Genomic DNA, 21,842 nt, shown 5'->3' with positions numbered 1-21,842 from the left:
AACCTAAATTATTTCAAAATAATTTAGGTTTTTTTATTAGTTTTTCATTTGTTTCTTTTTACCTTTCGTTCCATTAGTGTAAAGTATAAATCCAATACATCCAAATAAAATTGGTCCAAGTACGATAGGTAAATATTCTAGTAATGTCGTATCTGGAGCTGGAATAAGCGTTAAACCGATTGTTCCAACTACTGAAATCATTCCAATGAGTGCAACGAAAATGGCTAGTGAATTACTTTTAATTTTAAACGGTCTGTTTATTTTTTTATCAGTCATACGAAGTTTAAGATACGCACTAATTAAAAATACATAAGGAATAAAAAATGCCAATGTTGACATTAAAATTAACATATTTAATGCCTTTGAGACACTTGGTACAAATGCAGATAGGATTAAAATTAGCGTTACTGCCGCTGCTTGACCTAATATTAAAATTGATGGCATACCATCTTTATTTTCTTTTAATAAATTTTTAGGAAGTACCTCTTTTGCACTTTCAGCAATCATTACACTTGGATTCAAAATTAAAAATGAAAGAGATCCTACAAATGCTAATACAAAGCAGATTCCTAAAATTTGAGAAAGTGAAAAATCCAGTCCAAATTGTGAAGTTATTTTATCCGCAAATAAGTAAAGTGCCGTCGCAGTTTGGTCAGATGAAATTGTAATGACAAACTGGAAAGCAACTGTTGCAAGTATATATACTAATGCAATAATAATTGATGTAATTAAAATTGCTCTAGGAAATGTTTTTTGTGGGTTTCTTACATTACCTGCAATCGTTCCTAGCATTTCTGCCCCTGAAAAACCAAACATTAGTGTTGATAAAAACATGATCGTTCCAAATGATAAATTATTTGGCATGATTGTACTTTGTGTAAAGTGGGTAGCGCTTGGTTCACCGCTAAACATACTATAAAATCCAAAGCCAAATATTAAAATAGCAGGTACTAATACGCCAAGTGGAGCCCCGATCGATGCAAGCCTTCCGCTCATTTTAGTACCTTTTAATGTAAGTAATGTAACAATCCAAAATATAATACTAGATATAATAGCTGTTTTCATAGGATGACTTGCCATTTGTGGCTGGTTAATTCCATATGCAATCGCAATTGTTGTAGTTAATAAAAGTGACGGATAATACGTAAAATTAGCAATCCAAAAAAACCACGAACATAAAAATGACGCCTTCTCGCCAAAAGCTTTTCGAACCCAAACACCCATTCCGCCTTGATTTGGATAGGTTGTAGATAACTCTGCTACAATCAATCCAATTGGAATAAAATAAATTAACGCTGCAGCAATCCAATAAAATAAAGCTGAAGGACCGATTGTTGAAGCAAAAGCAATATTACGTAAACCTAATATTGCATTTATACTTAAAAATGATAAACCCATTACCCCTAATTTTTTAGTCGAATTCATGATGATACTGCACCTTTCAGAAAAAATTCTTCTACTTATTAATCACTTGAGTAATTATACAAATATATTAATATAAATTCAATCGTTATTTTATACTAATATAATATTTTGAATTGATCTAAAATTTCATCTTTAAATGCGAGTTATTGATCAAGCAGGCAATGAACTTTGTTAATCGAAGAGATATTCTATTCAATATCCAGTCGATTGTTCTATAAAAATACAAAAAACCCACGAGTAATTTCCTCGTGGGTTACTTAATTTTATTAATCAACGTAACGAATAATTTCTGCAACTTCTTTACGTGCAAGTTTTTTCGCTGGTTCAGATGGATATCCAAGTGAAATAACCATGTTAATTTCGCGGTTTTCCTCAATTTCTAAATACGTTCTTAGTTTATCTTGAGCAAGTAAGACTGGACCTGTCATTGGACATGTTCCTAAGCCTAATGCATGGGCTGCTAACATTAGGTTTTGTGATGCTAAGCAGCTGCTTTTAATTCCTTCTTCTTTCCAAACTTCATTTTCAACAAAGCCAATTGGATCAAATATTTTTGTTCTGAATTTTGATTCATAAGGTGTTGCTAAACAAATAATTAAAACTGGTGCTTCTCTAAATGCTGTTGCATAAGGACCAAAAGAACGAACTAATAGTTTACCTTCTTTTTCTAATCCTTTTTCTTTTGCTTTTTCAGCAACTTCATGTAGAGAATCCCATGTCATCTCTTCAATTTTTTTAATTTTGTCAGTGTTTTTAATAATGATAAACTCCCAAGTTTGTGAGTTTGTATCACTTGGAGCATAACGTGCGCAGTCAATAATTTCTTCAATTATTTCATTTGATACTGCTTGATCAGTAAATTTTCGAATACTTCTTCTTCCGTGAATAATTTCTTTAAACGAATTGTAATCCATGCTTCCACCCTTTATTGTATATGCTGATCTTCACTCATCCCTTGATGATTTACTAATTCATAGTAAAATCCTTGTTTATCAATTAGTTCTTCATGTGAACCTCTCTCTATACACATTCCATTTTTCAAAACAAGTATTTGATTAGCATTTTTAATTGTATTTAGTCGATGAGCAATGACAAAGCTTGTTCGGCCTTGCATTAGTCTTTGTAAAGCTTCTTGAATTTTAATTTCAGTAATTGTATCAATACTACTTGTTGCTTCATCTAAAATTAAAATTGCAGGATCTGCTAGAATAGCTCGAGCAATTGAGAGAAGTTGCTTTTGACCTTGACTAATTTGCTGATCATCTTGATTTAAGATTGTATCATATCCTTTTGAAGATTTCATAATAAAACTATGTGCATTGGCAAGCTTTGCAGCCTCTTCTACTTCTTCATCTGTTGCATCTAAACGACCATAGCGAATATTTTCTCGAATTGTTCCTTTAAATAAAAATGAATCTTGTAAAACAAATGCCATTTGCTGTCTCAAATTTTTTCTAGAATATTGTCCAATACTTACACCATCTATGAGTATATCACCACTATTGATTTGATAAAAGCGCGAAAGTAAATTTACTACTGTAGTTTTACCTGCACCAGTTGGTCCGATTAGAGCAATTGTCTCACCTTGTGATACTTTGAATGAAACATTTGTTAATGTATTTGAATCCTTCCCATAAGAAAAATTAACATTTTTATACTCAACTTCACCTTGAATAACTTTTTGATCGTTAATTATGTGGGATTCATCAATCGCTTCAATATCTTCATCGATGATTGAGAATACTCTTTCAGCACCAGCAATAGCAGAAAGTAATGTATTAAACTGATTTGATAAATCGTTTAGTGGTCGAGTAAATTGTCTTGAATACTCAGTAAATACAACAATTGTACCAATCGAGATATGTCCTTTATAGGCAAAGTAGCCACCAATACCTGCAATGATTGCAAAGCTTACATTGTTTAATACATTCATGAATTTAGGAATAAATCCGGCAAAGATAAAAGCCCAAAATCCTGAGTTTTTCAATTTTTCATTTTTATTTAAAAAATCTCGAATCATTTTATCTTCTTGAGAAAAAGTTTTGATGATTCTTTGGCCTGAAACAGTTTCTTCAATAAATCCATTTAACTCACCTAAGTTACGTTGCTGGATTTTATAGAGTTGGCCAGTACGGTGCGTAATCCATTTTATACCAATTATTAAAACTGGAACAATTGATAAAGTCAGTAAAGTTAAGATTGGACTGTACCAAAGCATCACTGAAATCGTACCAATTAAAGTTAAAACACTTGAAAAAACTTGGATTACTGATGTATTTAAAGTCGAACTTACATTTTCCAAGTCATTTGTTACACGGCTCATTAACTCTCCATGTTGTCTTTTTTCAAAAAATGACATAGGTAATTTATGAAACATATTAAATAATTCTGTCCTCATTTTTGTTACAGTGTTTTGAGCAATATCGATCATCCAAAAATTTTGTAAAAACAATGATGCTGAATAGCCTAAGTAAATAAACACTAAAGCAACGATTAACCAACTTAAACCACTTAAATTATCTTTTAGAATATAATGGTCGATTGAATAGCCAACTAATACAGGTCCTAATAAACCGAGTACAGAACTTGCTAAAACCATTAAAAGTACGACAACTAATTTACCTTTCATTAATGCTAGGTAAGACCATATTCTTTTCAATGTTGAGGAAACGTTATCTGCTCGAGAAGCTTCCTTTTTCTTCTTTTCCTTTGATAATTGTAAGTGTTTATATTGGAAAGGTTTAGTTAGCTCCTTTAACATTATGAATTTCCTCCCTTCCATATTGTGAATAGTAGATTGCTTTATATAATTTTGAACTTTTTAATAAAGATTCATGTGTACCCTCTTCTACAAGCTCACCCTCATCTATAATTAATATTTTATCTGCATTTTTTGCTGTGCTGATCTTTTGAGTGATGATTAATGTGGTGCAGTCGTAATTTTTTAGAGCTTCAATCAAACTAGCTTCGGTTTTTAAATCTAATGCACTAGTACTATCATCAAGTAATAAGATACTAGGTTTTCTAAGAATCGCTCTTGCAATCGAAAGTCTTTGTTTTTGACCACCAGAAAGGTTAACTCCTTTTTGACCAATTAAACTTTCATATCCATTTGGGAAAGTCAAAATTGAATCGTGAATTTGTGCATGTTTAGCAGCTAAATAAACTTCCTCATCTGATGCACTTTCTCTACCCATTAGTAAATTTTCTTTGATTGTACCTGTAAATAGTAAAGCTTCTTGTGGTACATATCCAATTTGTCCTCTCAGTTGCTTACTGTTTATTTTACGTATATCTTGATCATCAATTAAGATTGTTCCAGAATTAACATCGTATAAGCGAGGGATTAATTGGAATAAAGAAGTTTTTCCAGACCCTGTTGAGCCCAATATCGCAATTGTTGTTTGAGGATATGCAACAAATGAAATATTTTTTAACACCTCTTTTTCAGAGTTAGGATAACTGAAAGAAACTTGATGGAATTGAATTTTTCCTTCCAATCGATCTGTAAGTTGGTTTCCTTCATTCTTTTCTACAAAGTCTTCTTCAATCGTTAATATTTCATCGATCCGTTCAGAAGAAGCTCTCATTCTTGAAAATGCACTAATAATAAATGAAAAAACAGTAAATGATGAAGTAATACGAGAAATATAATTTACGATTGCAACAATATCTCCAATATTTGTTTCATGTGAATGTACTTTACTATTTCCAAACCACAATACAATCAAAACCGCAGCATTCATAAATAGAAGCATGACTGGCATCGTAATTTCCATTGTTCGTAAAGCAACTGAGGTTTTTTGTTTTAAATTTTGATTTATATGTTGAAATCGATTATTTTCATAGTCATTTCGTACGAATGCCTTAATTAATTTCATTCCAACTAAATTTTCTCTTAGCACACTATTTACAATATCCACATTATCTTGAACATTCTTAAATAGCCTTCTACCTTTTTTAACCATCCAATTTAGGAAGATAAATAAAAAAGGTAAAATTAAAAATAGAATAAATGAAAGCTTCCAATTCAAAATTAATGCCATTACGACACTACCAGTTACGATTAATGGTGCTCTCAAAATAATTCTTAAGCTCATAAATACGGCACTTTGTAATTGTGAAACGTCATTTGTCAATCTAGTAATGATTGATGAAGTTGGTAAATAACTAAACGTCGTAAATGAAAAAGTTTGTACTTTCTCAAATAATGTTTTCCTTAACGTATATGAATAGCTTTGAGCAATATGAGTTGCATAAAAAGTATTTAATACTCCTCCAATAAAAGCAACGATCGATAACACGATCATGACGATTCCCCATTTTGTAACATAAGCCATGTCTTTGTGAACTATTCCATTGTTAATGATATTAGATAAAATATATGGTTGAAATAATTCAACGACTAATTCTAATAGTAAAAAGACTATGCTTGCGAAAATTGTTATTTTATATGGTTTTAAAAATTTAAAACTATTCACTTTAGTCACTCCCCTACTAAAGAGGTAATGATTAAAAACCCCTCCGTATTTTCTTATCTCTTTTTAATAAATCTACAAAAATGTTAATAAAGGCATTTAAAACATGAAAAGAACTCGTAATTAAACGAGTCCTCCTCATAGAAAGTTATCATTCAGTGATTGATAAAAATTCTTCAACGTCTTTAAGAGATAGTTTTACTGCCTTCTCCCAAAAATCACGTTTTGTTAAATCTACACCTAAATGTTTTTGAGCTAATTCTTCAACTGTCATAGAAGCTGTATCTTTTAAAAGAGCAATATATTTCTGTTCATAGCTCTTTCCTTCTTCCAATGCTTTTGCATAAATTCCTAATGAGAATAAGTATCCAAATGTGTATGGGAAGTTATAGAACGGTACACCTGTAATATAAAAGTGTAGTTTTGATGCCCAGAAATGTGGATGATACTCTTCTAAAGCCCCACAATACGCTTCTTTTTGAGCTTCTTCCATCAGTTCATTTATTTTATTTTTACTTACAACACCATTTTTACGCTCTTCATAAAAACGCGTTTCAAACAAGAAGCGAGCATGAATATTCATATAAAATGCTACACTTCGTTGAATTTTGTCTTCTAAAAGAGCTAAACGTTCCTGATCGGAACTCGCATTTTTAACAGCTGCATCAGCTACAATCATTTCTGCAAATGTAGAAGCTGTTTCAGCAACATTCATCGCATAATATTTATTAAGTGTATGAACATCTTTCATCGCAAATGAATGGAAAGCATGACCTAATTCATGTGCTAATGTTGAAACATTCGAAGGTGTACCTGAATATGTCATGAAAATACGTGATTGGCTGCTTTCAGGAAATCCTGTACAGAAACCTCCTGGACGTTTACCTGCACGATCCTCCGCTTCAATCCAAGAATCTTCGAAAGCCATCTTTGTAAAACTAGTTAACTCTTCACCAAATTTACCAAATTGATCTAATATAAATTCTGCACCTTCAGAATATGAAACGGTAGAATCAATATCAGCCACAGGCGCATCTAAATCATACCAACTTAATTTATCTACGCCTAGTAATTTAGCTTTTCTTTCTAAATATTCAACAAATGGCGCTTTATTGTCGATTATCGCACCCCACATTGAATCAAGTGTTTCTTGACTCATACGATTGATTGATAATGGTTCTTTTAATACATTATTCCATCCACGTTGTCCATATACACTTAAACGGAAACCTGCAAGGTGGTTTAATATTTTAGCGAAATAATCTGACTCTTCTCCCCATGTTTCTTCCCATTTTTCAAAAATCTCTTTACGCACATTGCGTTCCTTAGAAGAAAATAGATTTGATGCTTGACCAACAGATAAAAGTTTATCATCATGTTCGATCTGCATTTTTCCAACAACAGTATCGTACATTTGGCCCCAACCATGATATCCGTCAACTGAAAGGGCAGTAATTAATGCCTCTTGTTCAACTGATAATAATTCACTAGCATTTTGACGACGCTCATTTAATGCGAAAGAAATTCCCTTAAACTCATCAGTTTCTAAAATATCTTTCCAAACAGAATCTTCAATTTTCGTTAGTTGACTATGGAATTTTGTTAAAGACGTAGAAAATGTTGCATATAGCTGCGTTAACTTTCCTCTTAATAAATTAGCTTTTTGATCAGCCATATTTTGAGCTTGTAAACAGCTAACAAACCCACTAGCTTGCGATAATTTCTTACCTATTACTTCAATATTACCTATGATATCAGCTAATTCCTCAACTTCATCACTACTTTTAGGAGCAGAAAACAAAGAAACTTGTTTTTCAATTCTTTCTACTAAATTGGTAATTTCTATTATGTATGATGCGAATTCAGGAGATTCACTGCCTCCTTTAAAGAAAACATCTAAATCCCATGTAAGTGAATATGTATTTGTTGACATACGACCCCACCTTTTGGTTTTTTAAGTACATTTGTTATTATACATTATTCAAAATATTTAGTCTAATCATACTACTTTTACCAATTTTAAATCCTACACAAGCTTGTTGAATTTTGCTGTAATCGTACATTTTGTCTATTTATAATAGAAAGAAATGTTTAGCACGATTCAGTTTGAGTTAGTTTTTAGTAAAATTTAGAAGTTTTTAGAACTAAAATTCAGTTTCTGTTTAGCCTTAAATTAAAAGCAAATATTACAAAACATCACTAAATGTTACATAGTTTTTAATTCTAAATTAATAAAACCCATCTCAATTGTCCTAAAAAAGTATGTTTTTCTAGACTATTTATTACCTGATTGAACAGTTTTTACTGATTAACTATCTTCCTATTCACTTTTCAATTCACCTCTTTTAGCCCTTAAAATCAAGGATCTTTGCTCATAAATCAGGGATGAACATTCTTAAATTGGAACTATGTCGAAATGAACTGTAGTTATTATGCAGAATTTATAGAAAATTATAAAAAAAGGTAATATATTTGTAATATAAAATAAAACTACTGAAATCTTACTGTCACATTCCCATGGTAAAGTATTATACATAGAAGATGGACAGGAGCGGGAAATATGAAAAAATTAATGACATGTTTTGTTACTACTGTTATTCTAACAATGGGATTTACGACAAATACATACGCAGCAACATACAAAGTTAAATCTGGTGATACTTTATCTGCTATCGCAAAAAAACAAAAGGTAACAGTTTCTCAGATTAAATCTTGGAACCATTTAAAATCAGACCTAATTAAAGTAAATCAAGTATTACAAATTAAACCGGCAACTAAGAAAAAAACAACAACAACTAAAAAAACAACAGCTAAAGCTGCTACACCTTATAAAGTAATTAAAATGAAAGCTACAGCTTACACTGGTAGCTGTAAAGGATGTAGTGGTAAAACAGCTACTGGCATAGATTTAAAAAAGAATCCAAAAGCAAAAGTTATTTCTGTTGATCCAAAAGTAATTCCTTTAGGTTCTAAAGTATATGTAGAAGGCTATGGCTATGCAATTGCTGGAGATACTGGTGGTTCTCTAAAAGGAAATAAAATTGATGTATTTATCCCAAGTCAGAAAAATGCCCAAAAATGGGGAGTTAAAACAGTTACTGTAAAAGTTTATAAAAAATAAGAAAACGAGCCTTTAATCTAGGCTCGTTTTTCTATTTCTACTTCCATTTGGATTTAGGTCAAATAATCGCCGATCTAATTCAGTTAAGAATTCATTTCTCTTTTCAACAATAGATATAATTTCATGCATATTTGCTTTTAAAATTAACCTTTGAATACTCTTTCTTTGTGATATTTCTAGTAAATACATTTCATATGGTTTAAACCACTCTTCTTTTTTCAATATAGTAATTCTCTTTTCAATCAATTCCACATCTTTCTCATAAAACGAATAACCAAAAAATTTTTTTGGCAAATAATCAAAGAAAAATTGAGCGATTATTTCGATAACAAACCAAGATATTAAGCGAAATATGAAACCTAATAACCCAAAGAAAATCTCATGCATGGTTTTATCTCCTACTCTATTTATCTTTATAATTTTAACATATCTTACTAATTAATTTAATTGCTCTTTTAATCAATCCTTTTGGATATTTTCCATTTAACTAATAAATAATAAGATTATATAATTTTGTTTTGGAGATGAAACCAAATGAAAGATAAACGTTTTACGATAACTGGAACTGACATAAACGAAGTGAAAAGAAAAAATGCAAATTCTGGTTTGACATATAATCAAGTTAAACAATTACTTGCGGAAAAATATATGAAAGAACGAGAAAAATAAAGAATTATTGATTCCTTATTCTTATTTATTGTTTATTCCCGTGATTTTCGCTTAGTTTATTCATAATTCATGCTCCTATTTGCAGTTTTAGTGATTTTATTTGCAGTCTCGATTTTTTTAATTGCAGTTTGACAATTTTTATTTGCAGTTTTAGCTTTTTTAATTGCATCTTGACAGATTTAATTGCAGTTTCCGCTATTTTATTTGCAGCTCCACAGATTTTAATTGCAGTTTCACCTTTTTTATTTGCAGTTTCACTGATTTTATTTGCAGCTCTACCTTGTTTATTTGCACTTCAGATTTAATCTTAAAAATAAAAAAGCACTCAACTCTCCATAGTTGAGTGCCTTTCTTTTAATTCGAGTGGATTGAATGTTTTACTTTTGCACCTTTGTTTTCTATTTTTATTTCACTTACATCACAATTTGGAAATAAACGTGTAAAATAGTCAATTGCTTCAGTACAACCTTCGATCGAAACAAATGCTAGTACTGTCGGACCGGCGCCACTTAATACGAATCCATGTACATATTCAGGTAATTCGATTTGTTTTAGGGTTTCTAGCTCTTTTACAATTTTGCATCGATATGGTTCGTGAAACAGATCTCGTTTCATCATATCGCCTGCTAATGCCCAATTTTCCGTTAATAGTGCTGATACTAACAGATTACTAAAGCTGCTAGATTGTATAGCATCTTTATAAGGAATCGTTGAAGGTAATATATTTCTTGCATGAACAGTTTCTAATTCGTATTTTGGTATAATTGCTACTACTGACACTTTATTTAATGTCGAGTGTTGGATATATGCTTTTCCATCTATAAAAGTCCCAATAACTAAGCCACCATAAAGTGAAGCTCCGACATTATCCATATGACCTTCAATTGCAGTTGCGATTCTAAGCTGTTCTTCTAGAGATAATTGAAGATTACAAAGTTCATTCGCTAGTATAATGCCACCTACTATTGCTGAGGCACTACTTCCTAAACCTCTTGTTAAGGGAATATTACTTTCAAGCTTTAAATGACATGTTGGCAAAGTTTTATGATTTGCTTTTGCGACATCAATTGCTGTTTTTAAGATTAAATTTGTATGATCAAGTGGAATATCTTTTAAATATTCACTAAATCCCTCACAGCTATATTGATCGTGATCATAAACCTCAATTGTTAAGTATCGATCTAACGCGATACCGATCGAATCAAAACCAGGTCCTACATTTGCAGTGCTTGCAGGAACTGTTATTTGTAAAAGTTTTTTCATATCGAAACCACACCTTGTAAATGTTCTAATACAATTTTTTCTTCATTCGGTAACAGGATTGGCTCAATTTTACTTGATTGAATTGCGATATCTGGATCCTTTAATCCATTACCTGTTAAGATGGCTACTACTTTTGAGCCTTTTTTGATGACACCAGATTGTACTTGTTTATATACTCCAGCAATACTTGCACATGAACCTGGTTCTGCAAATACGCCTTCTTTTGATGCAATCCATTTATACGCTTGTAGGATTTCCTCATCTGATACACTATCGATTGCACCGTTTGATTGCCCAATTGCATTTACCGCGTGATCCCAGCTTGCTGGGTTACCAATTCGAATTGCTGTTGCAATTGTTTCGGGATTATCAATCTTTTTATTATTAACAATTGGTGCTGCACCTTCTGCTTGAAAACCATGCATTTTAGGTAATTGATAACCTTTTGATAAATTGTATTCATTAAATCCTTTCCAATAAGCTGTAATATTCCCTGCATTTCCAACTGGAATTGCTAATATATCTGGAGCTTCTTCCAATTGCTCACAAATTTCGAATGCAGCTGTTTTCTGGCCCTCGATTCGATATGGGTTTACAGAATTTACTAGTGTAATTGGTTCAGACTCACTAATTTTTCTTACCATTTGTAATGCGTGATCAAAATTTCCATCGATGCTAATGATATGTGCTCCATACATGACAGCTTGCGCAAGTTTACCGTATGCAATTTTGCCATTAGGAATAATAACAAAACATTTCATACCAGCTCTTGCAGCATAAGCAGCAGCGGCAGCAGATGTATTACCTGTCGATGCACAAATAATTGCTGAACTTCCTGCTTCCTTTGCCTTAGCAACTGCCATTACCATCCCACGATCTTTAAATGAACCTGTTGGGTTTAGCCCTTCTAACTTAACATATAATTCAATTCCCCACTCCTCTGATAAGTGAGGTAAAAATAGTAATGGCGTATTCCCTTCATTTAAAGTTAATTTTGGTGTTTCTTCATTTATTGGTAATAAATTTGAATATTTTTCGATTAATCCTTTATACATCAAGATCTTCACCTGCAATTCGATAATAGCTTCGTACTTCATCGACAACATCAGATGTTTCTAAATTTTCCAATACTTTTTTGTATGCTGAATATGACGCATGGTGTGTTACTAAGATGATTTCAGCAAGACCTTTATGCTTTAATGGAACTTGAATAATTTTTTCAAAGCTTATATCAGATTCTGTAAAAATTGAAGTAATTTCAGCGAACGAACCTAATTGATCTTTTACTGTAAAGCGGAAGAAAGATTTAAAATAGATTTCATGATCTTCTTTAATTTCTTTTGGATATTGTGGTAACACAGCACTTGTACCGTTTACACCAAGTCGCATATTTTTCATTACCGCAACTAAGTCTGATACGATTGCAGTTGCAGTTGGTAAACTACCCGCACCTGGTCCATAGAACATTGTTTCTCCTACAGCTTCACCATATACATAAACTGCATTAAATTCATTGCTAACAGATGCTAATGGATGATTATGCGCTATTAAAGTTGGCCCAACACTAACCTCAATTCGATTATCGTTTCTCTTTGCATAACCGATTAATTTCATTGTATAACCAAAGTATTTAGCAAAATCGATGTCTTCTGAAGATACTGAACTAATTCCACGTACTTGCACATCTTCTAGTTCAACATCCATTGAAAAACCTAATTTAGCTAAGATTGTCATTTTTCTCGCAGCATCTAATCCTTCAACATCTGATGTTGGATCTGCTTCTGCAAAGCCGAGTTCCTGTGCTTCTTTTAAGACATCCTCATATGCTTTTCCTTCATTGCTCATCTTTGTAAGTATAAAGTTTGTCGTTCCATTTACAATTCCCATTAATTTAGTTACACGGTCTGCAGCTAAACCATCTACTAGACTACGAATAATAGGGATACCACCAGCAACACTAGCTTCATAGAATAAATCGCATTTATTCTCATTTGCTACACGGAGTAATTCAGTACCATATAAAGCCATTAAATCTTTATTAGCTGTGACTACATGTTTTTTATTACGAAGGGCATGGAGTATGTACTTTCTAGCATCTTCAATTCCACCCATTACCTCTACTACAACATCTACTTCTGCATCATCTAAAATTTCATATGCATCAGTCGTTAATAAATCTTTTTGAATTGAAATTGAGCGTTCCTTTTCAAGGTCCTTAACAAGAATCTTTTTTACTTGAACAGAACAACCGATTTGATGGGCTAATCTGTCCTGATGATCTTCAACAATTTTTACAACACCACTTCCAACAGTTCCAAGTCCTAATAGGCCGATAGATATACAGTCCTTCATATGATCTCCTCCGTTAAAATTTGATAATATTACCATTATGGGAATGTTTTATGAAAATAGCAAACACTTTTTTAAATTTTCCAATTTTTTTTTTAGTAATTGACAAAATTATGAAATTGAAAATATAAAACTATAAATTGTAAGGGGTTTCTTGATAAACGTAATAATTTAACCAATTTGAGAAAAGGAGATTAGCATGACTTCTCCAACGTACAATCGGTTGTTTTTTGGGATTATCATTTCGGAAATAGTTTTTTGGAATAGCAATTCCCGCTCCTCTTTGTACATCTCTTTCATATTCTAATTTTAAAGTATTAATACAATATTCATGATGTCCAGTTGCAAAAATTTGCTTTCCATCCTCACTAGTGACAAGATGGACACCAGCATCATCTGATAGACTTAAAATCTTCAATTCCCCTATTTGATCGATGTCTTCCTTCTTAACCTCCGTGTGTCTTGAATGTGGTACATAATACTCGTCATCAAAGCCACGTACTAGTTTCACAAAGCGATCCTCTACCGAGTGTGCGAAAACACCAAACATTTTTTTATCTAATGTGTATTTAGGTACTCCAAAGTGATGATAGAGACCTGCTTGTGCACCCCAACATATATGCAATGTAGAAGTTACATTTTCTTTTGTGAAATCCATGATTTCTTTAAGTTCCGACCAATATTCAACTTCTTCAAAGTCCAATGTCTCTACTGGAGCACCGGTAATAATAAAGCCATCATATTTTGTATTTTGAATTTGTGTAATTGTTTTATAAAAGCTTGAAACATGCTCTTCTGAAACGTTTTTGGGCTTGTATGATTCAGTACCTATTAAATCGATATCTACTTGTAAAGGTGAATTTGCAATTAAACGTAATAATTGCGTCTCAGTTTCAATTTTAGTTGGCATTAAGTTTAAAATGCCTATTTGAAGCGGTCTTATATCTTGTGATTCCGCTCGCTCTTTCGTCATATAGAATACATTTTCTTTCGTTAGTATTTCCGTTGCAGGTAGATCTTTGTTGATAATTATAGGCATTTTTTCCACTCCTCTTTTTTCTTAAGAAAAAGGTAGTAGATTGATGCATGAACTATTTCTACTACCTATTTGAAATATCTAAACTAAATTTTGGTTTTATTGAATCAATTGAATAATTATTCTCAGATATTAAACTGAAAAATATCTTCCATCTTTATGCGAGAATACCATTGCAGTTACAGATGCTTCTGGTAGCATCATAAATCCTTCTGTCAAATTAATCCCAATTTCATTTGGGTTAATTAACTTAAATAGCTTTTCTTGATCCTCTAGGTTTGGACAAGCAGGGTAACCAAATGAAACCCTAATTCCTTGATATCTTGCTTTAAAACGCTCAGACATTGTGAAATCTGGACGGTCTGGGAATCCCCATTTTTCTCTCATCAGCATATGAGTTTTTTCGGCTAATCCTTCTGCTAATTCTAAAGCTAATGAGAATAAAACGTGACTCTTTAAATACTCCCCTTCTTGTTTCAATCTTTCGGCGATATTTCTTACTCGTGGACCCGATGTAACAGAGAAGAATCCAACATAATCCATCTCTTCACCAACAGGATTTAAAAAGTCGCTGATACAAAGATTTGGTTCTTTTCTTTGTCTCGGAAATTGAAAACGTTCAATCGGTTTTTTCGTTTCAGAGTCATAGATAATGACATCATTGCCATCACTTTGAGCAGGGAAAAATTGATAGATTACTTGGCAGTCAAAATATTCATTTCCATCTTTTAAGAATTCTTGCACTAACTCATATAACTCTTGGCCACGCTCTTGATTTTCCCATTTACCTTTAACACCTAAGTGATGACCTATAAGCATTTGATAATTAATAAATGGTGCCACTTGAGCTACCGGAATATTTTTTATGACTGTTTTACTTAATGATGAAGGAACTAAGCAATCTGACTTCTGTATTGCTGATCTTGTTGTATTAATTTCATGAACAGGTAATTCAATAACATTGTCTATTTTTTTAATTGCCTTTTTCTTTTCTTCTAATGCTTTTAATTCATTAGGATTAACAATTTTATTTGCTAAGTCTAAACCAGTCATCGCGTCATTTGAGTAAACAACTAATCCATCGTAAATTGGCTGAATACGGTTTTCAGTAAATTTTCTAGTTAATGCAGCCCCACCTACTAATATTGGTGTGTCAATCCCTGCACTTTTTAAGTCCCCAGCAGTAATAACCATTTGTTGAGCTGACTTTACTAATAAGCCTGATAATCCAATAATGTCTGGTTTGTTTTCACGAATCTTTGTAATTAAATCATCTGGACGAATATTAATACCTAAATTGACAACATCAAATCCGTTATTCGTCAAGATAATATCAACTAGGTTCTTTCCGATATCATGAACATCACCTTTAACTGTAGCTAAAATAACCTTCCCTTTTCTAGAGCTTTCCGTTTTCTCCATAAATTGCTCTAAGAAGTTTACAGATGCTTTCATTACTTCTGCACTTTGTAATACTTCAGCTACGATTAGCTCATTATTATTGAAAAGTCTTCCAACTTCATCCATCCCAGTCATTAGTGGACCATTAATAATATTTAACGGTGTGTCACCACGGTCGAGACAAGCTTGAAGATCTTCTATTAATCCTTGTTTTGAACCTTCAATTACACATGCAGCTAATCTTTCTTCAATTGGAAGCTGTTCTTTCGGTTTTTCTTCTTTCTTCACTGAATTTCTAAAATGCTCAACAAATTTATCTAATGTTTCTTGAGACGTATGGAATAATAAATTCTCAGCAAGCTCACGTTCTTCTGCAGGAATTGAAGCGAATCGTTCTAGTTTCTCAGTATTTACAATCGCATAATCAAGACCAGCCTTTGTAGAATGATATAAGAAAACGGCATTTAACACTTCTCGACCAGCATTTGGTAATCCGAATGAAATATTACTTAAACCTAAAATCGTTAAACACTCTGGAAATTCATCTTTAATTAATTTAATTCCATCAACTGTCGCTTTTGCAGAACCGATATATTGCGTATCACCTGTTCCAACAGGGAAAACAAGTGGATCAAATATGATATCTGTCGCACGAATTTTATATTTTTCAGTTAATAGTTGATAACTTCTTTTTGCAATTTCCAATTTTCTTTCTGCTGATACAGCCATTCCATCTTCATCAATCGTACCAACTACAACTGCAGCACCATATTTATGAATGAAAGGTAAAATCTTCTCAAATCGCTCTTCCCCATCTTCAAGATTAATTGAATTAATAATCGCTTTACCTTGAATATAAGTTAGTGCTAATTCAATTACGTTTTCATCAGTTGAATCAATCATGATGGGTACTTTTACTTTATTAACTAATTGCTTAATGAAATTTTCCATATCTTCAACTTCATCACGATCTGGATCTGCCATACAGACGTCGATGACATGGGCACCTTTTTTCACCTGAGCTCTAGCAATCTCTGAAGCTTCTTCAAATTTTCCGTCTGCAATTAAATTTTTAAATTTACGTGATCCAATAACGTTTGTTCTTTCGCCGACGAAAAGTGGTCTCATACTATCGTCATATCGAAGTGATTCTAAACCACTAACAGCATGATCCTCTCTTTTTTTAGGTTGACGAGGAGTTATTCCATTTACCGCATCTTTCATTGCCCTAATATGTTCAGGAGTTGTTCCACAACAACCACCGATAATATTAATCCAACCTTGTTCAGCAAAATCGCGTACTTTGTGTGCTAAAGATTCTGGTGACTCATGATAATGTCCATCTTCATCTGGTAAACCAGCATTTGGATAACATGAAACAAAAGTTTCAGATAGTTCTGACAATGAACGAACATGATCTCTCATAAACTCAGGTCCTGTTGCACAGTTTAATCCAATTGAAATAGGAGAAATATGTTCAATGGCTAAATAAAAAGCATCAATTGTTTGACCTGCTAATGTTGTCCCCATTGGTTCAATCGTCCCGGAAATCATAACTGGTAATTTTTTATTTAATTCGTTAAATGCATTACTAATCCCAATACAAGCAGCTTTAACATTTCTCATATCTTGACAAGTTTCAACTAATAAAACATCTACACCACCATTTATTAATCCAGTTGCTTGTCGATTATAAGCAGTAATTAATTCATCAAAAGTCACACCACCTGTTACACTAATTGCTTTTGTCGTTGGCCCCATCGCACCTGCAACATATACATCTTTACCGGATGCCACAACAGCTTGCTTTGCAATCCTTGCTGCAATTTCATTTAGTTCAATATCTAAATGCTGTAAATTATAATCCGATAAAACAATATTTGTTGCTCCGAATGTGTTCGTTTCGATAATGTCAGAACCTGCGTTTATATACTCTTCATGGATTTCTTGTATCACATCGGGTCTAGTCACAACTAAATATTCATTACAGCCTTCGTATTCTTCCCCACCAAAGTCTTCTGCTGTTAAATCTCTTTGCTGGATCATCGTTCCCATTGCTCCATCAAGAAGTAATATTTTTTCTTTTAATGCTACGTCTAATGTTTTCATAGTTGAATCTCCTCTTTATTGCTGCTTTTAGTAAATTGAATTAAGTCCTCTGTAATTTCATACTTCAAAAATGGAGTGATAAAATAAATCCCGTTGAATTTATCCTTAACATAATCAATAAGCTCTTTTGCAATTTTTTTACCTTCATCAACTGCTCTCTCAGGTTCAACTGATGAAATTCTGTTTCTTACCTCATCGGATAATGTAATTCCTGGAACTTCATAATGGATAAAATCAGCATTTTTCTTACTAACTAGTGGCATAATCCCAATAAAAATTGGCTGTTTAATATGACGAGTTGATTCATATAACCTATCAATCGTTTCAAAATCATAAATTGGCTGAGTTAAAAAGTAATCCGCTCCCGCCTCAACCTTTTTCTCAAGCCTTTTAATTGCGGCATCAAACTTTCGAACATTCGGGTTAAAAGCAGCAGCGACAGAAAATCTCGTTCCAGTTCCTAAACTTTTACCAGAATATAACCTTCCATCGTTCATTTCCTTAATCATTCGAATAAGTTCAAGTGATGCTACATCATATACTGAAGTTGCACCTGGAAAATCGCCTACTCTTGCTGGATCACCTGTTATTGCAAGAACTTCATTTAAACCTAAAGTTGAAAGTCCCATTAAATGAGATTGAAGTCCAATCATATTACGATCTCTACAAGTTAAATGCGTCAAAACTGGTACATCCAATCTTTGAAGAAGTGATGCCATCGCCACATTCGAAATTCTAGGTGAAGCTAATGGATTATCTGCTAGCGTAATTGCATCAGCCCCTGCGCTATGTAATGCTTTCGCTCCTTCAAAAAACTTTCTTGTTTGTAATGTTTTTGGTGGATCTAGCTCTGCTATAATCGTCGTTCTCTTTTTTGCCTTTTCTGCTAATGTTTCATTCTTTTGTTCTTCTTGCTTAGGGATTGTAATTTTTATTGTTCTGTTTTTTACATCTTTTTTTGTAACAGGCTGTAAAGTATCAATCTTACTTCGTAAAGCAGCGATATGTGCTGGTGTTGTACCACAGCATCCACCGATAAGTCTTACACCTTGTTCAATAAATGGTTTTGCCATATCTTCAAAATATTCTGGATTCGATTTGTATACGTATTTTCCCTCATTGTATAGTGGTAATCCCGAATTAGGAAATGCCGATAAGTAACCATTCGTTGGTAATGAGACAGTATTTAATGACTCCAACATATGAAGTGGTCCTAGATGACAATTGATTCCAACAACATCTGCACCCAAATCGATTAAATTAGGAAGAATTTTTTCGATATATTGACCACTTTGCATGACACCAATTTCTTGTAGTGTTACTTGTGCAATGATCGGTAAATCCGTTCTTCCTCTTAATAGATTTACAGCATCATATAATTCATTTTCATCATAAAATGTTTCAAGCATGATCCCATCTACGCCTTCTTCTAGTAAAGCTGAAGCTTGCTCAAGCAACATCATTTCACGTTCTAAAGCTGTCGTAAAAGTAGAACCTACATATTTCATTCCACCTATACCGCCAATTACTAATGCTCTTCTTTTTGAAGCCGCTCTAGCATTTCTAACAGCCATTTGATTAATTTGCTTAACCAGCTTTTCTAATCCATATTGTCTCAGTTTTCCAGCATTAGCACCGTACGAATTAGTTTGAATCACTTCTGCGCCAGCATCTATATATTGTTCATGTATATGAATGATTCGATCACGCTCTGTAATATTAAGTTCTTCAAAACAGCTGTGAAGTCCGCCAGAATACAAAAGCGTTCCCATTGCACCGTCACCTAAAACAATTCCATCTTTTAACTTTTCTAATAAACCCATTCAATCACTTCCCATTTAGATAAAATAAAAAACGCCATTCCCTCAAAAAAAATGAGAGAATGACGTTTAAGTACAGATTACGCCTTATCTCTCATGTTTTAAACATGCTGGATTTAGCACTTTTTAGCTTTCGCTAAAGTTGCCGGGTTTCAAAGGGCCAGTCCCTCCACCACTCTCGATAAGGATTATTTAGTTATATTTAATATAAAAACAGTTTACTATATTTATATGATTAAGAAAAGACATTTATGGAAAGATTTCCAAAAATAAATATATTTTGTTTACATAATAGTATTATTTAACTATTTTTAAAGTGTGCTAGTGCTAATAGCGGATAAATTTCATTATAGCTATGATAGTGAATATAAAACTGACCAGGTAAACCTAATCCAGTTGGATAAGTTAATGCTTTATTAGTCAATTCACTTTGAGTAGTTAAAAATTTAATCCCTTTTCTAATTACTTCATCTTCCTTATTACGAATTGAAAGTAAAGTATCAACTGCCCATGCTGTTTGGCTAGGTGTACTATATTTTAAAGAAATATATTTATTTTTAACAGCTGAAAGACCCGATTCTCCCCAACCTCCGTCTTCATTTTGAATACTAACTAACCATTTTTCAGCTTTTTTAATCGCCTCATGATTTTTAGGAATTCCAACGGCTCTTAAGCCAGTAATCGCTGCCCAAGTTCCATAAATATAACAAATACCCCATCTACCATACCAACTACCATTTGATTTTTGGTTTTTTAAAAGCCAATTAACCGTCTTTTTCACAATCGGATCATCGTTTGAAACCGTCGTATAATTTCCAATAAATTCTAAAATACGTCCAGTTAAATCTGCAGTTGAAGGATCGATAATTGCATCTTTTGCATTTTCAATTGGTAATAATGTTAACCATTTATTTGTTACATTTTTTTCGAAAGCTCCCCAACCACCATCGTCATTTTGAAGTCCAAGTAAAAAATGAACACCCCTTAACCAACTTTCATGTAATGTGGACTGATCCAAAGCACTTCTTGTAATTGCACGTAAAGCTGCTCCAGTATCATCATTATCTGGAATAAACGAATTAACATCAGAAAAGCCCCAACCACCAGGACTTAAATTTTTAGCATGAACCTTCCAGTCACCATTCAAATTCTGTTGTTTTTTACTTAAATAACTAATTGATTTCGCAACAATCGGATCATTTATTTGGTAACCAGCTTCTTGAATTGCATATGACAATAATGCAGTATCCCAAACCTTTGATGGCGAATTTTGAATATGAAGTCCGGCTTCTGTATCGGTTGCATACGAAAGAAGTCCTTGTAGTGCATTTTGAATGACAGATGAAGCAGATTCATAGCCTAAAGCCATTAAAGCATAAATCATATAAAATGTAGAACTAGCATAGCTATAAAAAGTTCCATTTGTTTCGATACGATCCAGAATAAATCTTTCAGCCTTTTCATATCCTTTTTGGTGAAAATAGAGAGGATATGAAGCTAGATTCTTACCTTCTTCAAGTAAAAATTGATAAAAACTCCCTCGTTCTTCGTAAAACCAATCTACCTCGCTAGTTTCCAGAAGATGATCGATATTTAGATCGTCATCCAATTTCAATTTAAATCGCTTATTTATACAAAGAATCATTGGAACTAAATGAACTCTAGCATAATTACTTAAATCAAATAAACTTAACGGCATTTTATCTGGGAGCAAAAAATAACTCATTGGAAAATAAAATAATTTTGGATATTCAATCAAACCATGAGTAGCCAGAATCATTTTTAACATAAAATGTGTTTTTTTAATACCACCGTTCTCACGAATAAATTTTTCAGCTTTTTTCATACTCGAATGTTCTTTTGAATACTTTTTTGAGATTAATAAAGCTATGTAAGCTTGTACTGTTGCATTTATATTTCCATCTTTTTCATCTTCGTATAATTTCCAAGCTCCATTCGGATGCTGAAGATTAATGATTCGATCAATAATCCCATTAATTACCTTTTGATTTTTGTATTCAAGATCATTCATTAATAAAATCATAAAACTATCCGTCATTAATGAACCTTCAAAACAATATTCCCAAGAACCATCTTCATCTTGTTTCGCTCTTAGACGTTTGATCCGCTCTTCAATATTTCGTAAAACAATATTTTCGAGGTCCATTTTA

15 protein-coding genes and 1 riboswitch are annotated in these 21,842 nt (G+C 32.7%); of the genes, 2 read left to right on the top strand and 13 right to left on the bottom strand.

Features of this window, described 5'->3' with window-relative positions:
- Nucleotides 1-36: 36 nt before the first annotated feature.
- The 5 genes from COE53_RS06860 to COE53_RS06840 form a co-directional block, all read right to left on the bottom strand.
- Nucleotides 37-1,425 carry an APC family permease gene (locus COE53_RS06860; protein WP_069032560.1) on the bottom strand — a complete coding sequence of 463 codons (1,389 nt, stop codon included), beginning with the start codon at nt 1,423-1,425 and terminating at the stop codon, nt 37-39.
- 266 nt (nt 1,426-1,691) lie between these two features.
- Nucleotides 1,692-2,339 (bottom strand): nitroreductase family protein, encoded by a 648-nt coding sequence (locus COE53_RS06855; RefSeq protein WP_069032559.1) that lies wholly within the window; start codon nt 2,337-2,339, stop codon nt 1,692-1,694.
- 11 nt (nt 2,340-2,350) lie between these two features.
- Nucleotides 2,351-4,186, bottom strand: coding sequence for an ABC transporter ATP-binding protein (locus COE53_RS06850; RefSeq protein WP_098947592.1), 1,836 nt, complete (start codon nt 4,184-4,186; stop codon nt 2,351-2,353).
- Nucleotides 4,167-5,906 carry an ABC transporter ATP-binding protein gene (locus COE53_RS06845; protein ID WP_286143674.1) on the bottom strand — a complete coding sequence of 580 codons (1,740 nt, stop codon included), beginning with the start codon at nt 5,904-5,906 and terminating at the stop codon, nt 4,167-4,169. Before COE53_RS06845 ends, COE53_RS06850 begins: the two co-directional genes overlap by 20 nt.
- A gap of 148 nt (nt 5,907-6,054) precedes the next feature.
- Nucleotides 6,055-7,836: a M3 family oligoendopeptidase gene (locus COE53_RS06840; RefSeq protein ID WP_069032556.1), complete on the bottom strand. Its 1,782-nt coding sequence runs from the start codon at nt 7,834-7,836 to the stop codon at nt 6,055-6,057.
- Nucleotides 7,837-8,463: 627 nt separating this feature from the next.
- Here COE53_RS06840 and COE53_RS06835 point away from each other — a divergent pair.
- Complete coding sequence (locus COE53_RS06835) at nt 8,464-9,024, top strand: 3D domain-containing protein (protein WP_025671360.1); 561 nt, start codon at nt 8,464-8,466, stop codon at nt 9,022-9,024.
- Nucleotides 9,025-9,036: 12 nt separating this feature from the next.
- Here the strand turns inward: COE53_RS06835 and COE53_RS06830 are convergent, their stop codons facing one another.
- Entirely contained in the window at nt 9,037-9,411 is a 375-nt protein-coding gene (locus COE53_RS06830) for a hypothetical protein (RefSeq protein ID WP_069032555.1), read from the bottom strand.
- 147 nt (nt 9,412-9,558) lie between these two features.
- Between COE53_RS06830 and COE53_RS24280 the strand changes: the two genes are divergently transcribed.
- Nucleotides 9,559-9,693, top strand: coding sequence for a hypothetical protein (locus COE53_RS24280; protein ID WP_091021372.1), 135 nt, complete (start codon nt 9,559-9,561; stop codon nt 9,691-9,693).
- Nucleotides 9,694-10,047: 354 nt separating this feature from the next.
- Here the strand turns inward: COE53_RS24280 and thrB are convergent, their stop codons facing one another.
- The 7 genes from thrB to COE53_RS06790 all read right to left on the bottom strand — a co-directional run bounded on the left by thrB (nt 10,048) and on the right by COE53_RS06790 (nt 21,838).
- On the bottom strand, nt 10,048-10,956 hold the full coding sequence (gene thrB / locus COE53_RS06820; RefSeq protein ID WP_069032554.1) for a homoserine kinase: 909 nt from the start codon (nt 10,954-10,956) through the stop codon (nt 10,048-10,050).
- Entirely contained in the window at nt 10,953-12,011 is a 1,059-nt protein-coding gene (gene thrC / locus COE53_RS06815) for a threonine synthase (RefSeq protein ID WP_217492988.1), read from the bottom strand. The genes thrB and thrC overlap by 4 nt, the downstream gene beginning before the upstream one ends.
- On the bottom strand, nt 12,004-13,308 hold the full coding sequence (locus tag COE53_RS06810; RefSeq protein WP_069032552.1) for a homoserine dehydrogenase: 1,305 nt from the start codon (nt 13,306-13,308) through the stop codon (nt 12,004-12,006). The genes thrC and COE53_RS06810 overlap by 8 nt, the downstream gene beginning before the upstream one ends.
- 130 nt (nt 13,309-13,438) lie before the next feature.
- Nucleotides 13,439-14,344 carry a homoserine O-acetyltransferase MetA gene (gene metA, locus COE53_RS06805; protein ID WP_069032551.1) on the bottom strand — a complete coding sequence of 302 codons (906 nt, stop codon included), beginning with the start codon at nt 14,342-14,344 and terminating at the stop codon, nt 13,439-13,441.
- 129 nt (nt 14,345-14,473) lie between these two features.
- Entirely contained in the window at nt 14,474-17,851 is a 3,378-nt protein-coding gene (gene metH, locus COE53_RS06800; protein WP_098947590.1) for a methionine synthase, read from the bottom strand.
- Nucleotides 17,848-19,674, bottom strand: coding sequence for a bifunctional homocysteine S-methyltransferase/methylenetetrahydrofolate reductase (locus COE53_RS06795; protein ID WP_069032549.1), 1,827 nt, complete (start codon nt 19,672-19,674; stop codon nt 17,848-17,850). The genes metH and COE53_RS06795 overlap by 4 nt, the downstream gene beginning before the upstream one ends.
- Nucleotides 19,675-19,755: 81 nt before the next feature.
- Nucleotides 19,756-19,859, bottom strand: a riboswitch (SAM riboswitch).
- Nucleotides 19,860-19,972: 113 nt separating this feature from the next.
- Nucleotides 19,973-21,838: a terpene cyclase/mutase family protein gene (locus COE53_RS06790; protein WP_069032548.1), complete on the bottom strand. Its 1,866-nt coding sequence runs from the start codon at nt 21,836-21,838 to the stop codon at nt 19,973-19,975.
- Nucleotides 21,839-21,842: the final 4 nt, after the last annotated feature.

This window comes from Bacillus sp. AFS029533 (assembly GCF_002585125.1).
GTDB lineage: Bacteria > Bacillota > Bacilli > Bacillales > Bacillaceae_G > Gottfriedia > Gottfriedia luciferensis_B.
This window is presented reverse-complemented; position numbering and strand designations above follow the sequence as displayed.